Raw genomic sequence first — 18,604 nt, 5'->3', positions numbered from 1 at the left:
ACGATTACGATTGCTTCCTCTCCTTCAGGTATCGACGCCAGCAACCGGACTCGATGATGGGGCGGCCAGCCAACCGCTCCTTGGGAAACAGGTATGCCTCGACGCGGCCGACGTCGTCGAGGGTAATGGGCGTGCGCCGGTAGAAGCGAGGGTGGCTCTCGAGCCTGTCGAGCGCCGCCAACATGAGCGCGTCGACTTCGTACACTTCGCCGTCGACTGCGTGTTTGCCACCGGAGGCGAGGGCGGGGAAGGGCCCGTAGTCGTGGAGCGAGAAGCGGGGCTGCCATGCGGGACCTGCTTCCCCTCGACAATGGACTGGTGCCCTTCCTGCGCAAGGTCATGGCCACTCTCGCGGCCGGGTTCAGCCCAGCCCCGCCGTCACGCGCGCCACCAGCCAGAAGGTCCCCCTCACGATGTTGCCGGGCCGCAGCCGGGGCGTCGCCTCGTCGGCCGCCGCGAGGACGTCATAAGTGCCTCCATAGGTCCGCACGAGGGCGTGCTGGAACGGGTGGCCGGTGACGCCGTTGGTGCGCACGTCCGCGGCCTCGACGTGCCCGGTGAAGTGGGCTCGGGGCTCGACGGGCCGAGGAGGGCTGCCCTTCGACATGAGCGAGGCAGGGTTGGGGATGAAGAACTGCGAGCCCAGCAGCGCCTTCCCCGGCTTGCGCGAGGCCTCGTAGGCCGCCTTGTCCGGCCAGGCCTGCAGCGACTCGGCGAAGGCGCACGGCGCCAGCTCCAGCACGATGTCGGTCTGAATGCACTCGCGCACCAGCACGAGGTCATCGAGCTGCGTGGCGAATGGGTAGAGGACGTGGCCGTCGGAGTCCACCAGCTCGGCCGCCAGCGGGTCGCAGAAGCGGCAGCTCTTGTGGGCGGCAAAGCCGGTGGCGCGGACCCGCAGGCGCGACTCCGCCCGGAAGCCCGGGGTGGCGCACTGCACCTTGCCCGCGTGGTTGAAGACGAAGCTGTAGCTCGCACCCGAAGCGTCGGACCACACCTTCAACTCGTGGTCGCGCGTCGTGCCCGCGGTCGTGGTGTGCTCCAGCAGGGAATCCATAACGTGCCCGAGGGCCGCCTTGTCGTTGGCGTGGATTCCGATGCAGGCGAGGTGGCTTGTCATCTACCGATGGTAGCACGCGCCTATTGCTTCGCCGCGCCGCGCACCTCGTCCAGGACGCTCAGGTCGACCAGGCCCTGGATGCCGGCGTCGGGGTTGAAGCCGGCTCCTTCGCGTGGGCCGCGGCGGTGGCGAGCGCGGAGGGCACCGGGGCCAGGCTGGGCTCCATGCGGGAGAAGGCATCCTGGAGGACATTGGCGGGCAGGGGCTTGCGGGTGAGCCGGGCGAAGGCGGCGTTTACGGTGTCCCCCGCCCCAAGGTTGAAACCGATGGGCTTGGCCCCCGGCGGAGGGGCAGAAGGTTGGATGTGAAACGCCTGAAGCAGGACGAGCAGCAGCCCTCCCAGCAGCATTTTTCGAGGCCCACCGACACCGCGCCTGACGGCGAGCGCCCCCAGCCCGTGCAAGGGGCCGACAGGCCCGGAGCATCCGGCTTGCCCTTTCAGGGGCGAGGACGCGAGCCACACTCCGCACGCGAGGAGGGGCCTGCTGCCGAGGTACCCGCGGTACGAGGGCGGCCGGGGCGCCTCAATCACTCGCCTTGACGCACGCCATGACGCAGCGACCGAATTTTGGGTAGGCACAGGTCTACCGCATGCGGTGTTTGTCAGAGCCGCGTTCCACGCCGGCGAGCGAGGTCGGCGTCGAGCCTCTCGTCGTAGGCCGCAGCGAGGTCCTGCAGCGCCCGTGCGCAGTCTCCAGTATAGGAGGGGCCGTGCATGAGGCCGAGCGTTCGCGGTCGCAGCGCAGCCAGAGCACGAATCGTGGGGCCAGTCGCAGGCGTCAGACAGGTCGCGTGGCCGCCATCCTCGGTAGCGAGTGCGGGCCCGACGATGTCCTGTGCTGTCAGGGCCGGCGCGTCGCCCATCGCGGTGAACAGGTCTCCACACAACAGCGTTCCGGTAGCTTCCTCAAGGAACAGTCCTGCGTCCCAGCCATGCGGTACGTGAGGTGTCTCGATTCTCCGCAGCCGCTTACCGCCCAGGTCCATGACTTCGCCGTCCTGCAGCGGGCGTGGCGGCCTATCGGCGAGGTCGTTCACCGAGACGAGACACCCCATGGCGCCGTGCGCGACCTGTGCATGAGGCGCTGCGGCCAGCCAGGAGTTCATCGCCCCACACTCGTCTGCTTCTACATGCCCGAAGGTGAGCCACCGGAGCCGCTCGAGCGGAAGCACTTTGCGCACTGCGGCCGACACCAGCGGGAACAACGCCCTGGGCCCGAGGTGGAACAGCGACGGCTCCTCAGCGTCGATGAGGAACTGGTTGTAGAGGAGGTTGGCGCCGCTGATGTAGGTGGAGAGCCGGTAGAGTCTTGGAGCGATTTCTGTCACCTCGGTCTCCACCAACTACCTCCCTGTCAGAGCCCCCCAACGTAGGGATGGCTGCACCGAAGAATACCGCATGCGCCTGCATGCTCACTTCGAAATGCTGGGGACTTCATCTCGCTCCAAGAGATTCCGAGCGTCGTGGTGCGGCACAGGCCATGGTACGGCGGGAATCCCACTCCGACTTCGGCCAACTGCCTGTCCGAGGCGAGCGAGCGGAACTCGCCGACGTCGTCGCGGGTGCCAGCGGCGGAGCGGAGCACCTCGGCCAGGCGCGTCTCCTGGCCCCCTCGGTTGACGTAGAGGAGTGCGCGCCCGCTGTCCGCGTCGAGGCACAGGCACGTGAGGCGGACGTGGTGCGCACCGCCGTCCGCCAATTGCACAGCGCCCCCGTCCTCGCGCAACTGCGTACCTGGCTGGAGGCGCAGGCCCCGCGCCACCCGCCCAAGAGTCCGCTCGGCCAGGCCATTTCCTACGCACTGACGCAGTGGGAGGCCCTCACCCGCTTCGTCGAGAATGAGCGCCTTCCTCTCGACAGCAACGGCTCGGAGGCGGCGGCGTGAGCGCGAGCCCCGAAGCCCAGCAGGCGGAGGCCGGCCTCGTCAGCGCACACGTCCACCGCGTGCGTCGCTCGAAGGTGCGTTTTCGAGAGGGGGCACCACCGTCGCCGCGAGAGGTGTCGCGCCGGCCGGCACACGTCGCGGGAATGCTGGCCCTGGCGCACCATCTGGAGTCCGCCATTGAGAGGGGGCTCGTGGCGAGCGCGGCGGACGTCGCCGGTCAACTGGGCTTTACCTGGGCGCGTGTGACGCACCTGCTGGACTTGCGGTTGCTGGCGCCCGACATCCAGGAGGAGGTGCTGTTCCTCGAAGCCGTCGATGGGGAGGAGCAGGTCGTGGCCCTTCTGTGACAGCTGGCCGAAACCGAAACGAGGAGCGCAGGGCATGAGTGGAGACAAGGCGAGCGAATCGAAGTGCCCATTTCATCGAACAATGGGCTCGACTGGCGCAATGGCTCAAACTCTGGCCTTGGTGTCGACGCGAGCACCAGTGCCCTCGAGGTAACCTGGTCGCAGACGCCGACGAAATGGCGCAGCCACTTCTTCGAAAAACATATTGTTGTCCGTGGCAGACATCTTATGCCGAGAGAGTCATTGGCTCAATTCGTCGGGAGCTGCTGGACCATGTCGTCATCCTGAACGAAGCCCACGCACGGCGCCTACTGCGCGAGTACAAGCGCTACTACAACGCGAGCTGAACGCACCTGTCGCTCGGTAAGGATGCACTTGAGCGGCGTGAGGTGCACGGCCCGGAGCGTGGAGCCAAGGTGCTAGAGTTGAGCGAGGTCTTCGGGCTCCATCACCGATACGAGCGCCGAGCGGCATAGAATCTCGGCCCCTCCAGCAACGGCCTCAGAGACCTGTCGCTGCCGCGCCATCCTGCCTACCTTCGCAGGAGGGGAGGGGGGCGCCCGCATGCAGCGCATATTCGGTTCAAGCGCATGAGAGGTTCTGGAGCAACCTGGCAGGAACGAGCACCTGCAAGATCAAGACGTTGCCAGAACCAGAAATAAGAGGAGGGGCTGATGGAAAATCCTCATCAACCCCCCTCTGGTGATCGAAAACGAGGAACGACCAGCCTTAACAGCTGGCATCAAAACGCCTGACTACTAACGCGCCTTCGGGCCGCCGCGAACGTGGATCTTGATCTTCATGTCGTGCCTCCTTTCGAGTTAAACGCTAAGTGAACTCGAAGTTGGATGTCAAATCGAGCCAAAAACAATGTGTGGCGCATTGCGGCGATGCGGACGACGTCCCGCGTCGCATCGAGGTGCTCGTATTCAGGCAATGGGAACGTGAATCACAAAGCAGTGGCCGAGGTGTTGACAGGGCAAGACCATTAAGGCGACTTTGGTTAGCGGACCATGGCATATCCCTTCGAGCGGACCCTTCGTTCCCTGAACTACGAGTCGGACACGCGCCTCGTGTTCGTCGCTCTGATGGTGTTGTGTGCCGGCGGGCTCATCGCATGGTCGCTGTTCGCCAAGGTCCCGCTCGTCAAGGCCAGCTCACAGGCCCGGATCGAGCCACACAACGCCGTCCATCGCATCGAGCCGCCCAGCGCGGGCAGGGTCGTGCTCTCGCTGCTCAAACTCGACCAGGAGGTCAAGGAAGGCGACCTTCTCATCGAGTTCGACGCACGGGCCGAGCGCCTCGAGCTCGAGCGGAGCAATGCGACGCTCGCCGCGACCGAGAAGGAGCTCGCCATCATCCGCCAGCAGATCACCAACAAGCACGAAGAGGCGGCTTTGACGGCACGGGTGGACGAGGTCGCAGTCAAGGAGGCGCTGGGGAGGGAACAGGAGCTCGCGCCCAGGCACCGGCTCGCGGTGGAACGCGCGGAGCTGGCCTTCAAGAGCCCGGCGGGCGCGGTCTCGGAGATGGAGAAGCTCGAGCGCACGACCGATGTCGACGCGCTCCGCTTCGCGCAGACGGCGCAGGGCCTGGCGCTCATCCGACTGCGGCGCGAGCAGAACGTGCGCCGTCAAGCCCTCGCCGCGCAGTTGCTGGAACTCGAGCGCGAGGCGCTGGGCGCCGAGGGGCGGATCCGGGAGCTCCAGGGGACCATCGACCGCCTTGAGTACCAGATCGAGCGGAAGCTGTATCGGGCGCCGGCCACGGGCCACCTGGTCGACGTGGCGGAACTCGGCTCGGGAGCGTTCATTGCCGACGGGCAGCGGGTCGGCACCATCGTCGCGAGCAATGCCGAGGTGCGGGTGCGCGCCCGTTTCCCGAAGGAGGTCGTCGGATTGATCCAGCCCGGTCAAACGGCGCGCCTCAAGCTCGACGGCTACCCGATGACCATCTACGGGACGGTCCCCGCCCGGGTGACGGCCGTCGGGACCGAGCCCGGCCAGACCGCCACGCCCGAGGCCATCCCCGGTACGGTGCGCGTCGAGCTCAAGTTCGCACCGCCGGACGATCCGCGCATCCAGCTGCGCCACGGCATGACCCTGTCGGTGGAGGTCGAGGTCGCGCGGGCGTCGCCTGTCGCGCTGCTGATGCGGGCGGTCGGCGAATGGAATCCGCAGCCTGAAGAACGGCCCACGAACGTGTTCCGGCCCGAAGCCGAGGCCCGCTGACCATGACTCCTCCCAGGCGCCGGCGCTCAATCATTCCCGAGGTGATCCAGATCTCGGCGACGGATTGCGGCCCCGCTTCACTCAAGAGCCTGTTCGCGGGGATGGGCGCCGAGCTCAACTATCGCGTCCTTCGCGAAGTGTGTCAGACGGACGTCGATGGCACCTCGATCGTCACCTTGGATGAAGTCGCGAACCAGCTCGGGCTCGACGCCGAGCAGGTGATGCTTCCGCTCGATCACGTGGTGGTCCCCGAAGCCAAGGCGCTTCCTGCCATCATCGTCACGCTCAGCGCGGGAGGACGGCCGCACTTCGTGGTGCTGTGGAATCGCGTCGGCCCGTTCATCCAGGTCATGGACCCGGCGGCGGGGCGTCACTGGACCCGGATTTCGACGCTGCTGAGCCACCTGTACCAGCACACCACGTCCGTTCCGGCGACCGGCTGGCGCGAATGGGCTGGGTCCGAGGAGGCGGTCGCGACGTTCGAGCGCCGCCTGCTGAACCTGGGTGCGACGCAGGCGCGGGCGCTGGTTGCCCGGGCGCTCAAGGACCCTGGGTATCTATCGATCGCCAGGCTTGACGCCGCGTGCCGGGCGTCCGAAGCGATGATCCGCGCGGGCGCCGTCCGGCGAGGCCGGATGGCGGCGGGTCTGCTGCAATCCATGATTGCAAAGGACGATTCCAGCGAAGTGCCCATTCCCGCTGCCTATTGGTCCGTTCGCCCCAACCCCGAGGTGGAGGGCGAGCTGTCGATGACCGGCGCGGTGCTGATGCGGGTTCGCGGTTGGCGCGAGGCTCCGCGCGAAGGCGAAGACGCGCCGAGAGCCGTGCTCGCGAGCGACCTGGCGACGGAGCTCATCGCCAAGCAGGTGAGTCCGGCGCGAACGCTGCTCCGCCTGCGAGGCGAAGATTCGTGGGTCGTTCCGGGCCTGATTGCGGTGGGACTGGTGTTCGCCACCTTCGGGCGGATCCTGCAATCGCTGATGCTCCGTGGCGTGCTCGACCTGGGGCGCGACCTCGGCACGTTCGCGCAGCGTGCGACGGGCATGGCCGTTCTTGCGGGCGTCGCGCTCTGCTTCATGCTCATCCAAATCCCCATTTCATTGGGATTGCTCGGCATCGGCCGCCGGCTCGAGGTGCGGCTGCGGAAGGCGTATTTCGAGAAGCTCCCCGAGATGGAGGACCGCTATTTCCAGAGCCGGCTCGCCTCCGACATGGCGTCTCGCACGCACAACATCCAGGCGATGCGGTCGCTGCCGCCCCTGCTCGCGCAGGCCCTGGTCCTGTCGCTCGAAGTCGCGAGCATCACTGCCGCGCTCATCTGGGCCGCACCGCACGCATGGCGCATCGTGCTCGCGCTCGCGGCGGTCACGCTGCTCGTGCCCCTGGTCGCGCAGAAGCTGCTCTTCGAGCCTGACCTGCGCGTGCAGATGCACGCAGGCGCGCTCAGCGGATTCACCCTGAACGCGCTCGTCGGGCTCACGCCGATCCGGATCCACGGCGCCGAGCGGTCGCTGCGCCGCGCGCAGGAGACCTTGCTCGTCAGCTGGAGCAAGGCGCGCTATTGGCTCCAGACGCTGTCGGTCGGGTTCGAAGGCGGGCTGATGCTGGGGAGCTACGGCCTCGTCATGCTGCTCGTCTATTCGTACCTCGCGGGCACGGATCGGGCTTCGCTGGTGTTGTTGGTCGTCTATTGGGCGCTGCGGTTCCCCATCCTCGGCCAGCGGCTGATGATGCTGAGCCGCGCGTTCCCGAATGCGATGAACCGGGTTCGCCGGCTCCTCGACGTCATCGGCGATATCAAGGAGCCTCCGGCCCGGCCCGAGGCGCCAGTGCAGGAGCCTGTCGCGCCCGCGGACGCCGCGAGCGGCGTTTCGATCGTGATGGAGAAGGTCCGCGTGAAAGGCGGCGGTCACACCATCCTCGACAAGGTTTCCTTGAACATCGCCCCCGGCGAGCACGTGGCCGTGGTCGGTGTCTCCGGAGCAGGCAAGTCGACGCTGGTCGGCCTTTTGCTCGGCTGGCTCCGGCCGGCGCGCGGCGAGATCAAGGTCGACGGGCAGGTGCTCGATCAGGCCGCTGTCGAGCGGCTGCGGCGCACCACGGCCTGGGTGGATCCGGCGATCAGTCTCTGGAACCAGAGCCTCATCGACAACCTCCGGTATGGCAACGACGGCGCGCACGGCTGGTCACTGTCGGGGGCGCTCAAGAGCGCCGAGATGCTCGACATCCTCGAGGCGCTTCCAGACGGGCTGCAGACGTCGTTGGGCGAAGGCGGAGGGCTCGTCTCGGGCGGCCAAGGTCAGCGCGTGCGCCTGGCGCGCGCGATGCTTCGCTCCGGCGTGCGCCTGGCCATCCTCGACGAGCCCTTTCGCGGTCTCGATCGCGACCGGCGCGCGCGGCTCCTCGCCGAGTCCCGGCGGCTCTGGGCAGACATCACACTCCTCTGTGTCACCCACGACGTCGAGCACACCCAGGAGTTCGATCGCGTGCTCGTGATCGAGAACGGTCGGATCCTCGAGAACGGGCCGCCGAAGGAGCTGCTCGCGAACAAAGAGTCGCGGTACGCCGTGCTCCTTCGCGCCGACCAGGAGAATCGCACGCTGCTCTGGGGCGGTGGGCGTTGGCGCCATTGGTGGCTTTCGGACGGCCAACTGGTGGAGAGGCCGGCGCCGAAGCCGGTGGAGACGCCGGTCGCGGAGCCCGCCGCAGGCGGTTTGGAGCTGGCGGGATGACGCGCTCGCACTCCGACCTGTTGTGGCCGGTCGAGCGATTGCCCGACGCGCTGGAGCAGCTGGCGCAGAGGCAAGGCTATGGCAGGGCCGCGGGCGAGATCGCTCCGCCCGCGGCGGCCGTCGAGCCGAGCCGGGTCTGGATGTTCGCGCTCGGAGATCGACTCGGCGTGGAGCTCGAGCCGATCACGCCACTCTACCACGAGCTGCCCGACGTCCTTGCACGCGCCGCGCCCTGCATCCTCCAGGTCCGGCGAGACGGCGTCCCGTCCTATCTGGTGCTGCTGGGTACGCGGCGTGGGAAGCTGCGCCTGCTCGCGCGCGACGCCACGGCGGTTTCGGTCCCGACGAAGAGCGCGATCGCGCTCCTGCGCGAAGAGCAGGAAGCCACCGTCGCCGAGGTGGACCAGCTGCTTGGCGGCGTGGAGATGTCGCCCCGTGCGCGCGAGCACGCCCGCTCACAGATGCTGCTGCAGCGGCTCGGCCAGGCGCAGCTGCGCACCGGCTGGATCATGCGCCCCAGGCGCACCGCGAGCCGGCGGACGCTGCTCGGCGACATCCCTTCTCTCGTCGCCGGCATCCTCGTGAGCCACACGCTCCTCTCGCTGGTGCTGGCTGGCTCGTTCTGGTTGCTCGGTCGCGCCGCGCTCCAGGCCCACCTCGAGACCGGCTGGTTCCTGGGGTGGATCGCGGTGATCGCGTGCGCGATTCCGCTCCGCATGCTCGAGGTGTGGTGGCAGGGCGTGTTCTCGATCCGGCTCGGAACGCTGCTGAAGCAGCAGCTCCTTGCGGGAACCCTCAAGCTGACCCCCGACGAGGTGCGGCTCGACGGCATCGGCCGCCATTTCGGCCGCGTCGCCGAGGCCGAGGTCGTCGAGCAGCTTGCGGTCGGCGGCGCCCTGCTCGCGGTGTTGTCGCTCGTCGACTTGATCCTGGCGGGCGTCATCCTCGTGCTCGGTGCGGGAGGGTGGCCCCAAACGATGGTGCTCGTCCTGTGGGTCGTGGTCGCGTTCGTCCTCGCGCGCCGCCACTACGGCGTCCAGCGGGCGTGGTCGAGCGCGCGCGTCGAGATCACCCACGACCTGCTCGAGCGCATGCTCGGCCATCGGACGCGGCTGGCGCAGCTTCCACTCGAGCGCTGGCATGATGGCGAAGACGTCCGCTTGAGCTCCTACTCCGAGATCTCGAAGGTCATGGATCGCCGGACCATGCAGCTGACCGCGCTCCTGCGCGACGGCTGGTTGGTGCTCGCCCTGCTGACCTTGCTGCCGGCGTTCAGCAGCGGTACGGCCAATGCCAGCGCGCTGGCGGTGTCCGTGGGCGGCATCTTGCTCGCGCTGCGAGCCTTCGACGAGGTCGCCGTCTACTTCCAGCAGGTCTCCCAGGCGGCGGTGTCGTTCGAGCAGATCCGCGACTTGTTGCTCGCGGTGGGCCGCCCCGAGCTCGAATCGAAAGTCCCTCTCGAAATGGAGGGAGGCAAGCCCACCGACGCCGCCGGCGGAACCCTCATCGAGGCGCGGGGCGTGACCTTCCGGCACGACGCGCGCACCCGGCCGGTGCTCGAGAACTGCTCGTTCCAGATCGCGCAGGGCGACCGCATCTTGCTGGAGGGCCCATCGGGCGGTGGCAAGTCGACGCTGGTGTCGCTGTTGACGGGCCTGAGGACGCCGCAGGGCGGTGTGATGCTGCTGCACGCGTTGGACCGCGCGACGTTCGGCTCCTCGGGCTGGCGCAAGCGCATCACCGCCGCGCCGCAGTTCCACGAGAACCACGTCCTGTCCGGCAGCTTCGCGTACAATCTCCTGCTCGGGCGCGAGTGGCCGACCTCGCCCGAGCTGCGGACCAAGGCCGCCGCGCTGTGCAAGGAGCTCGGGCTGGACGAGCTGATCGCCAAGATGCCCGCCGGCCTCGAGGAGATGATCGGCGAGACCGGCTGGCAACTCTCGCACGGCGAGAAGAGCCGGCTCTACATCGCGCGCACGCTGCTGCAGGGGGTCGAGCTGGTCATCCTCGACGAGAGCTTCGCCTCCCTCGATCCCGAGACCATGCGGGTCGCGCAGCGCTGCGTCCTCAACCACGCGAAAGCCCTCGTGGTCGTCAGCCACCCATGAGACTTCGATTGACGCTCGCCCTCCTCGCGATGACCTGCTCCGGTTGCGAGCTGATCCGTCCCGTCGTCGTCAAACCGCCTCCGACGCCGAGCAGCTACTCGACCGCCAGCGAACTGCGCACCGAGCCGGCCCAACCATCCAGCGCACCCGAGGGCGGGGTTCCAAGCCCTCGGCCGTCGAAGGAGGGCGTGCCCGCGCAGCCAGCCGAGCGCGTCACCCAGGACGCGGTCTGGTGGACGGCGTTCGCCGATCCGGCTCTCGACACGGCCATCCAAGAGTGCTTCGGCGACAACCTGGTCCTGCGCGAGGTGCGGGAGCTGATCTACGAGAACCAGCTCGACCCCAACGTGCCGCAAGGTTGGTGGTACCCGCTCCAGGTCGGCATCCTGAACCCTGCGGGGCTGAGTCATGTCGTTGCCAACGCCAACCTTCCGCCCGCGCCGCCAACCCGGGCCGAGTACAACGTCGCCACCGTCGGTTTCGGCGTGACCTACCAGGTCGACCTGTTTGGAGCCCTCGGTGCGCAGCGGCGCGCGGGATTGAACTTCGCCGAGCAGCAGCGGCAGCTCACCGAGGGCCGCGTCCAGGACCTCGCGGTGCGGATCACCCAGGTCTGGTTCGACATCCTCGAGGCCCGCGCGCTCCGGGACCTCACGCTGCGGCAGATCGACTACAACAAGAAACTGCTCCGGCTGATTCGAGCGCGGTTCGAGCAGCACCTCACGCCCCGGCTCGTGGTGCTGCAGCAGGAGCAGTTGCTGGTGAACCTCGAATCGCAGGTGCCGCTGATCGCCACCCGGAACGCGCTCTTGAATTCGGAGCTGAAGGCGCTGCTGGGCCGGGTACCAACCCCCGCCGACGACGTCATTCCACTCGATCGACAGCTTCCCGATCTCCCGCCCCCACCGAAACTCGGAACGCCGGGCGACCTGAACGTGAACACGCCCGAGATGCGGCTCGCGGAGCTTCGCGTCGCCGAGGTCGAGCACCGCATCAACGCGAACCTGGCGAGCTGGCTTCCGACGATCCAACTGGTGGGCAACGTGGGCGCTTTGAAGGTCGGCCTCTCGGAGCCGGCCCTGGCCGAGTCCGTCGTCGGGGTGAACCTGACCTGGGCCCTGTTCGATGGAAGGCGCGTCACCGAGTACATGCGACTGCCGATCCAGCTCCAGCGTCGCGAAATCCAATACCAGCTCGCGCTGCACACCGCGATCGGACGGGTGCAGGATGCCGTGGTTCGGGAGGAGAACGAGGCGACGAGCCTGCGCAGCCTGCGTGCGCAGGTCCAGCTCGGGCAGCAGCTCCTGGACGAGGCGAGGCGGCTCTTCGAGCAGGGGCATTCGGACTATCTGACGGTGCTCACCGCCCTGACGAATCTGGTCGGGCTTGAGCGCGCAAGTCTGCAAGCGCAACGGCTGCTGCTCAACCATCGCGTCGAGGTCTATCGCTCGCTCGGCGGCACCTGGTCGCGCGACGTCACACTGAAGCGGGAGTGAGAAGCCATGGCACAGCTGCAAGCGGATGAGATGCTCTACATTCCCAATCGAAGGCGGCTCACGCACGACCGGCTCGACGCGGGAAATGGCCAGCAGGTCCTGCACCTCTTCTATGGCGAGGTGGAGCTCATCTTCGACGAGCCGGACATCGCGCCCCTGGGCGAGAAGCTGCTCCAGGTCGAGCAATTTCAAGCCTCCGATGCCATGGCGTGGTCGGACGGCGCGCCCCATTCCTGGGACAAGATCCGGGACCTGCTCGAAACATTGATCGAACAGCGGGTGTTGAGGCGGGTCTCGGATGCGCCCACGGGCCGCACCGCGGTGTCCTTCCCTGAGCGGTTGGGGGAGGTGCCAGCCGGGCGTGAGCCGCTCACGTTCAGCGCCCGCGACAATCGTTGCCCCGTGCTGACCGAACAGGCGTTCGGACGGGCGTTCGAGCTCTCGAACCTCGAGGTGGTCGTGCCGGTCTACCGCGTGGCGCATCCGGCGCTCGACGGTGACGGCCGGCAAGTGGGCGAGAACAACGTCGCACCGCGCACCTTGTTCCTCGATCTCCCCACCGTGCGCAAGCAGTGCCACTACGCGGGGAGCCGGTACCAGAGCGAACGCCCGATGAACGTGACCGCGATGAAGGGCATGGCACGTCAGTGGCCGGACCTGCTCTCGCTGACCGAGCAGTTCCGCAAGGCCTTCCTCGCGCGCATGCCGCCCCGGACCCCGGGCGTGCTCACCGCGGGCGAGCTCCACATGATGGTCGTCTGCACGCTCGCGTCGGTCGGGTACGTGCTGGTGCGGGGCACCCAGCCGGTGCCGAACGGAGAGCTCGACAGCGGGCTCGCGGCCATGTTCCGGCTGATCGACGGAGTTCGCCTGGTCACCAATGACCTGGTGCGCGACGCCCCCGAGCAGCCCGTCACCGCGCAATCGATCGTGGACTATGCCGAGCGTCACGCGGTCTTCCATGGTCCGCACGGCGTGTGCGCCGGGCCGCCGGCGCTGATCAACGAGTACATGCAGGTGTTGACCGGCTCGGCCCCGGCACCCATCGAGGCCCAGCCCGACATCGCAGCGCGCCTCGGCGATCTCGACGCCGCGCTCGATTACGGCCTGCTCGGGCAGCGCGTCGAATCGGTGGTCCGCTTCCTCGGCGCGACCCAGGGGCTGCTCCACGAACGGCTCCGGGCGGCGTTCGCCGGACACCTCCCGCGCACCGGGCTGCAAGAGTGCGTGGAGGCGCCCATCGATGTCGCGCATTACCCGTTGCTCCGGGACGATTTCCCGCTCGCCGAGACATACCAGCGCGAGATCAAGCTCAGCCGCTGGTTGTTCGCGCGCATCGGCGAGGCGTTCCCCGGCACGCCACAGGGCACCTCGCTGGACGAGCTGGCGAAGCTGGACCCCACCGAGCAGGCCACGAGCCAGCGGCGACTGGCCGAGCTCTTCGCGCATGGGCTGCCGGGAGACAAGGCCGTGGCGGAGCCCCTCTGCGGTGAGCTCGCTGGCGTCGCTGCCAGCGCGTTCGCCCTCGAGCGCCGGTGCCTGCGCGTCGTCGAGCGCGAGCAAGCGATGCTGAACCAGCGGCTCCGGCGCTCGGATCACCCCCTGACCGGCGCAGACCTGGCTGTGTTCACGCGGCCGCGCAATGGCCCCCCGTTGGCGGAGACCCTCGCGCGCGGCCTGGGCGTTTCGGTCACCAGCGACTCTGCCTCGACCGTGCTGGGCTACGGTGAGAGCAGCCTCACGTTGAAGGAATAGAGGGTTCGATGCATCCAGAGCTTGTCCGCCGCTTCCACGAGCCGATTCGCGATGAGGCTGCGCGCCGGTATGGCCTGTCGCCCGAGCAGCTCACCGAGCTCACGGCCTTCGAGAACTTCGTCTACGAGGCGGAGAACGACGACGGCGAAGGCCTTATCTTGCGCATCTCGCACAGTACGCGGCGAACGATCGACTACACGCTGGGTGAGGTCGAGTTCGTTCGCTATCTGGCCGCCGCGCGCATTCCAATCGCCTCGCCGATCCTCTCCGAGTCGGGGCAGTTCGTGGAGCGGATCGAAGACCGCGAGCCCGGCAGCTACTTCGTCGCCACCGCGTTCGAGCGCGCGCCGGGCATCGTCTTCGACGACGCGCCTCCGCTCAAGGAGCGCTACTGGAAGCCCCCCCTGTTCCGCGAGCTGGGCCGGCTGTTCGCGCGGCTCCACAACCGCGCCCAGACCTACGCGCCTTCGAGCCCCAGGCTCAAGCGCCAGGAATGGCATGAGTACGACGTGGTCGACATCGACCGGTTCGCGCCTCCCGAGGAGAAGCTCGTTCGCGAGCGCACCGCGGCGATCATCGCGCGATTGAACCAGCTACCGCGAACACCGGAGAGCTACGGGCTGATCCACGCCGATCTCCACATGCACAACTTCTGCTTCGCCGAAGGGAAGATCACCGCGTTCGACTTCGACAACTGCGAGTACGCGTGGTTCGTCAAGGACATCGCGGTACTCCTCTTCTACATCGCGCGAGGCGAGGCTCGAGAGGCGCGCGACGAAGCGGCCGCTTCGTTCCTGGGGCCGTTCCTCGAAGGGTATCGGGAGCTCCGACGGATGGATCGCGAGTGGCTCGCGGCCGTGCCGGACCTGCTCGCGCTCCAGCGCTCGATGAATTACGCGCTGTTCCACCAGTATCGCGACCCGGCCGTGCTCGACGAGAGCACGCTCGACCGGTGGGGGCGGTTCCGGCGCGACATCGAAGCGGACACACCCGTCCTGCAGATTGATTTCAACGTGTAACGAGCACCTCTCCAGCCTGCTGTGGAAGAAGGACCTGGCTGTGACTACCGGATATTCGAGGCCGGCGAGAAGCGTGCGTCGGCGAACGCGTCATTGCATGCACAGTCCTACGGATGGGTCCGAAGAATACTGGGTTTGACCGGGCGAAAGAGGGTGAGTGTGCGCGGTTCCCTCTGTGATGCCATGCAGTCCGTTACGGGGGGCGGCAGAATTCTGGCGTGCTGGCTACGGCCGGCAAGCATGGCAGGATGAGGGCCTTCGTAAAGGCGCTGGCTCAGACGTTGCGCTCGGCCTTGCGGAGCCGTTCGGAACTGGCTCTGGAGTTGCGCTCGGCCTTGCGGAGCCGTTCGGAACTGGCTCTGGAGAATGTGGCTCTTCGCCAGCAACTCGCGGTCTTTCGCGAGAAGCGCCCATCACCGAGGCTTGCACGGGGCGATCGCCTCTTCTGGGTATTTCTCCAGCTGAAGTTGGGGATGGAGGTAGGCCAGACAACGGTCGCTCGTTACATGCCCAGGCCGAGAAGGGGAGCGCCGAAACCATCACCAACATGGCAGAACTTCTTGCGCTTGCATCTGGCGGAGTCCGCAGGGATGGACTTCTTTGTCATTCCGACTGCGGCGTTTGGGGTGCTGTTGGGATTTGTGGTTGTGAGTCACCGGGACAGGCGAATCCTCCACCTCAATGTGACAGCGCACCCGACGGAAGAATGGACAAGGCCGCAGTTGCGAGAGGCCTTTCCCTGGGCCAGTGCTCCGAGATACTTGCACCGAGATAGGGACAAGCTCTACTCCGAGGGCATTCGCGCCACGTTTAACTATTTGGGGATTCGCGAGGTGCCGAGTGCAGCACGGTGTCCGTGGCAGAATCCCTATGCGGAGAGAGTCATCGGCTCGATACGTAGGGAGCTACTGAACCATGTCGTCGTCTTGAACGAAGCCCACGCTCGGTGCCTGCTGCGCGAGTACCAGCGCTACTACAATGCGAGCCGGACGCACCTGTCACTCGGGAAAGATGCGCCCGAGACGCGTGAGGTGCAGGGCCCGGAGCACGGAGCCAAGGTGATAGAGCTACGGGAAGTCTTCGGGCTCCACCACCGGTACGAGCGCCGCGCTGCGTAGCGTCTCGGTTCTTCCAACAACACCCTCGCAGGTGCGCGCGTGCTGCACCAGCCTACTTGCGTTCGCAGGACGGGATGGGAGTGTCCACACGCGGGCAGAGAGGTGTTGAGGCGTCTGAGCCGGGCGTAATTCCGACCTCTATCAAATGGAAGAGAGGACCCAGCGGCTCGTTATGCGTATCGCTCACGTCATGACGCGCGTTTTGACGCAGCCTTGACGCACTCATGACGCAGCGACTGAATTTTGGGTAGGCACACCCGTACAGCGAGCATGGGAGCGGGCCCTTGGCCTGCTGCTTCTCGTAGATGACCCGCGCTCGTGATCCCTTCCGCCCGGACCTGAGGCTGCCCGAGTCGGCGCCTTCGGTCCGCGACGGTAAGGAGTGCCATCTACAGCTAGGAGTAACATCGATATGCACATCCGATGGATAAAGGCCACGTTGCTTTCCACCGTGCTCATGGGTCTGGCCGGTGCGTGCGGAGGCGCGCCCGGCGCCGATGATGCCTCGAGCGTTGGAGGTCCCGGCGCCGATGATGCCTCGAGCGTTGGAGGTCCCGGCGCCGATGATGCCTCGAGCGTTGGAGGTCCCGGCGCCGATGATACCTCGAGCGATGGAGGGGCGACGGACCGTTTCGGAATCCAGATGCTCTACCCGACGCTCGCGAGCGGAAAGGCGTGGTACGCGCAGTGGGATTCCACCCCCCGTTCCTTCAACGGAGTGGACCCGAAGGACTCCTGGTTCGACGCTGACCATGGGAATGCCTCGTACAAGATTCCCGGTGACGGAACGCTGCGGATCTCCGGCAGCGTCCCCCGCATGTACGTCCACGATCCGGCGAAGCAGGACCCCTGGCGGAACGTGGAGATCACCATGTACTTCAAGCGCGTGAGCGACTCGGGGATCAACTGGGGTGGGATGGTCTCCTTCGCGCGCACCAACCACGGCACGACCGGCTCCGAGAACCGCGACAAGTGCGATACCCGCGGCATCGGCGCGCGCATGCGCTACGACGGGAAGATCGACTTCGAGAAGGAGACGAACCATCCCGACTCGAAGTACGTCGTGCAGAAGAAGTACTGGTCGTCCTCGCTCCCGAAGAACACGTGGATCGGCCACAAGCACGTGGTCTACGACCTGCCGGGCGGCAAGGTGAAGCAGGAGCTGTGGATCGACCTCACCGACGGCGTGAACGGCGGCCAGTGGACCAAGATCAACGAGTTCATCGACGACGGGACCCAGTTCGGCAAGGGCGGCTCGCCTTGCGCCTCGGGGATCGATCCCGCCCTGCCGTTGACCGCCGGGTCGAGCCGGGTGGGCTCGGAGAGCGGCAAGCCGAACATCACCGTCTACTTCCGCAGCGATGGCGTGAGCACTGATGGCCTCTGGTATCGCTGGGGGAGTGTTCGCGAAATCCAGGCGCCGAGCACGTAGCCGGCTCGCCGGTGGGCGGAGCACCGCTCACCGGCACCGCTCGGGGGGGCAGTACGGGGGGCAGCTCGGAGGGCAGCGCCACATCGGCTGGACGCGCCTCATGTGTCGAATACCTCTCCCCTCCGTTCGGCTGTTCCATGCTCGCTCCCTGGAATGCCTCCGCGCCAGTGTGCCCGTCCAAGCCTGTGGCGCGCGCTGTCCGCATCCATCCGAGTCTGTGGGGCAGGGGCCCGAGGATGAGCCGCCCTCCCTGCCCCGGCGTTGGCCTTCGCTCGTGGGCGCCCCCACATTTGGGGTGATGGGCCCTTGATGGAGTGCACTGGCATGCGACGAATCGCCTTGCCGCTGGCTCTCATGACGAGCCTCGGTCTCGGTGCCTGCCGGACCGCGAACGTGACGGGGGCACCGCGCCCGTGACCCAGACCGAGCAGATCCCTAGCGGCTCGACGAGCCTGCAGACAGGCACTCCGCTGAAGGTGCAACTGAAGGACACGCTCTCCACCCGGGATAGCAAGGTGGCGATCAGGTGCGCGCGACGATGGTCGAGCCGATCAACGACGCGGCAGGCAAGACGCTCGTTGCCGCGGGCTCGGAGGTGGACGGCACGATGACCGAGTTGCAGCCGTCGACCCGCGCGGACAAGCCGGCGGCGATCCGGGTGAACTTCGACAGGCTCACCACGAGAACGGGCATGGAGCCAATCGCCGCGGAGGTGGTCGAGGCGAAGCCGGAGGTGAACCAGAGTCACGGGCGTGCGGAGATGGGCGCGGCGATCGGCGGGCTGGGCGGCCTCGCGGCGGGCGCGATTCTCGGCCACCCGTTCACGGGGGCGGTCATCGGCGGCGTGCTCGGCGCTGGGGGCTGGCGGTGACCTCCCGTGTGGCCAGGTTGCGCCACGAGGCCCGCGCGAGGAGCGGGGGCTCTCTCTATGGAGTCTTGGGGCTATTGGAGTCTCTCGGGAGGCTCTGGCCGGGTGAGCCGGCGCCTCGTGAGAAGAGCGAGTGCCACCGTGAAACGGCGGAGGAGGCGGCTGGATTAGAGGCCCCCTAAAAGAGCCCTCACTTTGAGTATGAGCTTGGAGAGTCCTCGCTGGCCTTGCATTGCCCCTTCCAGGACCAGCAAGACATGCAAGAGGCGAAACCGGAAAGCAGAGAGAGAGAGAGAGAGAGGCGTGCTCTGCCCCCGTTCTTCGGACCACGCGTTACGAGAGTCCTGCGGCGCTGCTGATGCCGTTCCTGGTGGAAAACCACTCCGCTGACAGGCACTCGTCCCGGAAGCGGCCGTTGAAGCTTTCGTTGGTACCGTTCTGCCAGGGCTTGCCTGGAGCGATGTAGGCCGTCTGAATGCCATTGGCCTCCAG

General features: G+C 67.1%; 14 protein-coding genes and 3 pseudogenes. 11 read left to right on the top strand and 6 right to left on the bottom strand.

Annotated elements, in window-relative coordinates:
• Positions 1–4: 4 nt before the first annotated feature.
• From FMQ63_RS15555 to FMQ63_RS38730, 5 genes and pseudogenes are all read right to left on the bottom strand, one after another.
• Positions 5–295: pseudogene (locus tag FMQ63_RS15555) on the bottom strand (gamma-glutamylcyclotransferase family protein); the annotation flags it as partial.
• 66 nt (positions 296–361) lie between these two features.
• Positions 362–1,057, bottom strand: coding sequence for a hypothetical protein (locus FMQ63_RS15550; RefSeq protein WP_020477664.1), 696 nt, complete (start codon positions 1,055–1,057; stop codon positions 362–364).
• Between the two features lie 121 nt (positions 1,058–1,178).
• Positions 1,179–1,469 carry a hypothetical protein gene (locus FMQ63_RS37955; protein WP_026113803.1) on the bottom strand — a complete coding sequence of 97 codons (291 nt, stop codon included), beginning with the start codon at positions 1,467–1,469 and terminating at the stop codon, positions 1,179–1,181.
• Positions 1,470–1,723: 254 nt separating this feature from the next.
• Positions 1,724–2,461 (bottom strand): MBL fold metallo-hydrolase, encoded by a 738-nt coding sequence (locus tag FMQ63_RS15540; protein ID WP_026113802.1) that lies wholly within the window; start codon positions 2,459–2,461, stop codon positions 1,724–1,726.
• 107 nt (positions 2,462–2,568) lie between these two features.
• Positions 2,569–2,775 (bottom strand): annotated as a pseudogene (locus FMQ63_RS38730) (head morphogenesis protein); the annotation flags it as partial.
• A 21-nt stretch (positions 2,776–2,796) separates the two neighbouring features.
• Here FMQ63_RS38730 and FMQ63_RS38725 point away from each other — a divergent pair.
• From FMQ63_RS38725 to FMQ63_RS15485, 11 genes are all read left to right on the top strand, one after another.
• A complete protein-coding gene (locus FMQ63_RS38725) occupies positions 2,797–3,006 on the top strand; it encodes a transposase (protein WP_309247151.1) in 210 nt (69 codons plus the stop codon).
• Positions 3,003–3,353 (top strand): hypothetical protein, encoded by a 351-nt coding sequence (locus tag FMQ63_RS15530; protein WP_011551893.1) that lies wholly within the window; start codon positions 3,003–3,005, stop codon positions 3,351–3,353. Before FMQ63_RS38725 ends, FMQ63_RS15530 begins: the two co-directional genes overlap by 4 nt.
• 1,073 nt (positions 3,354–4,426) lie before the next feature.
• Complete coding sequence (locus FMQ63_RS15525) at positions 4,427–5,584, top strand: HlyD family secretion protein (protein ID WP_228556429.1); 1,158 nt, start codon at positions 4,427–4,429, stop codon at positions 5,582–5,584.
• A gap of 2 nt (positions 5,585–5,586) precedes the next feature.
• Positions 5,587–8,316: an ATP-binding cassette domain-containing protein gene (locus tag FMQ63_RS15520; protein ID WP_011551896.1), complete on the top strand. Its 2,730-nt coding sequence runs from the start codon at positions 5,587–5,589 to the stop codon at positions 8,314–8,316.
• Positions 8,313–10,424: an ABC transporter ATP-binding protein gene (locus FMQ63_RS15515; RefSeq protein ID WP_011551897.1), complete on the top strand. Its 2,112-nt coding sequence runs from the start codon at positions 8,313–8,315 to the stop codon at positions 10,422–10,424. Before FMQ63_RS15520 ends, FMQ63_RS15515 begins: the two co-directional genes overlap by 4 nt.
• Positions 10,421–11,920, top strand: coding sequence for a TolC family protein (locus FMQ63_RS15510; RefSeq protein ID WP_011551898.1), 1,500 nt, complete (start codon positions 10,421–10,423; stop codon positions 11,918–11,920). The genes FMQ63_RS15515 and FMQ63_RS15510 overlap by 4 nt, the downstream gene beginning before the upstream one ends.
• A gap of 6 nt (positions 11,921–11,926) precedes the next feature.
• Positions 11,927–13,675 (top strand): hypothetical protein, encoded by a 1,749-nt coding sequence (locus tag FMQ63_RS15505; RefSeq protein ID WP_011551899.1) that lies wholly within the window; start codon positions 11,927–11,929, stop codon positions 13,673–13,675.
• A gap of 8 nt (positions 13,676–13,683) precedes the next feature.
• Entirely contained in the window at positions 13,684–14,694 is a 1,011-nt protein-coding gene (locus FMQ63_RS15500; protein ID WP_011551900.1) for a phosphotransferase enzyme family protein, read from the top strand.
• Between the two features lie 248 nt (positions 14,695–14,942).
• Positions 14,943–15,812, top strand: a complete 870-nt coding sequence (locus FMQ63_RS38720) for an integrase core domain-containing protein (protein ID WP_309247152.1) — start codon at positions 14,943–14,945, stop codon at positions 15,810–15,812.
• A gap of 643 nt (positions 15,813–16,455) precedes the next feature.
• A complete protein-coding gene (locus tag FMQ63_RS15490) occupies positions 16,456–17,244 on the top strand; it encodes a hypothetical protein (RefSeq protein ID WP_020477660.1) in 789 nt (262 codons plus the stop codon).
• A 526-nt stretch (positions 17,245–17,770) separates the two neighbouring features.
• Positions 17,771–18,115 carry a hypothetical protein gene (locus tag FMQ63_RS15485; RefSeq protein ID WP_011551903.1) on the top strand — a complete coding sequence of 115 codons (345 nt, stop codon included), beginning with the start codon at positions 17,771–17,773 and terminating at the stop codon, positions 18,113–18,115.
• 369 nt (positions 18,116–18,484) lie between these two features.
• Here the strand turns inward: FMQ63_RS15485 and FMQ63_RS15480 are convergent.
• Positions 18,485–18,604: pseudogene (locus tag FMQ63_RS15480) on the bottom strand (transposase); the annotation flags it as partial.

It is taken from the genome of Myxococcus sp. CA005 (assembly GCF_006518205.1).
GTDB classification, from domain to species: domain Bacteria; phylum Myxococcota; class Myxococcia; order Myxococcales; family Myxococcaceae; genus Myxococcus; species Myxococcus xanthus.
Note: the sequence above shows the minus strand (reverse complement) of the source record. Positions and strands in the feature narration are given on the sequence as shown.

What these genes read in the sequence shown, in the direction of transcription:
- FMQ63_RS15550 (WP_020477664.1), bottom strand. Translation starts at nt 1,057, where the DNA reads ATGGATTCCCTGCTGGAGCACACCACGACCGCGGGCACGACGCGCGAC.
- FMQ63_RS37955 (WP_026113803.1), bottom strand. Translation starts at nt 1,469, where the DNA reads ATGCTGCTGGGAGGGCTGCTGCTCGTCCTGCTTCAGGCGTTTCACATC.
- FMQ63_RS15520 (WP_011551896.1), top strand. Translation starts at nt 5,587, where the DNA reads ATGACTCCTCCCAGGCGCCGGCGCTCAATCATTCCCGAGGTGATCCAG.
- FMQ63_RS15515 (WP_011551897.1), top strand. Translation starts at nt 8,313, where the DNA reads ATGACGCGCTCGCACTCCGACCTGTTGTGGCCGGTCGAGCGATTGCCC.
- FMQ63_RS15510 (WP_011551898.1), top strand. Translation starts at nt 10,421, where the DNA reads ATGAGACTTCGATTGACGCTCGCCCTCCTCGCGATGACCTGCTCCGGT.
- FMQ63_RS15505 (WP_011551899.1), top strand. Translation starts at nt 11,927, where the DNA reads ATGGCACAGCTGCAAGCGGATGAGATGCTCTACATTCCCAATCGAAGG.
- FMQ63_RS15500 (WP_011551900.1), top strand. Translation starts at nt 13,684, where the DNA reads ATGCATCCAGAGCTTGTCCGCCGCTTCCACGAGCCGATTCGCGATGAG.
- FMQ63_RS38720 (WP_309247152.1), top strand. Translation starts at nt 14,943, where the DNA reads ATGAGGGCCTTCGTAAAGGCGCTGGCTCAGACGTTGCGCTCGGCCTTG.
- FMQ63_RS15490 (WP_020477660.1), top strand. Translation starts at nt 16,456, where the DNA reads ATGCTCTACCCGACGCTCGCGAGCGGAAAGGCGTGGTACGCGCAGTGG.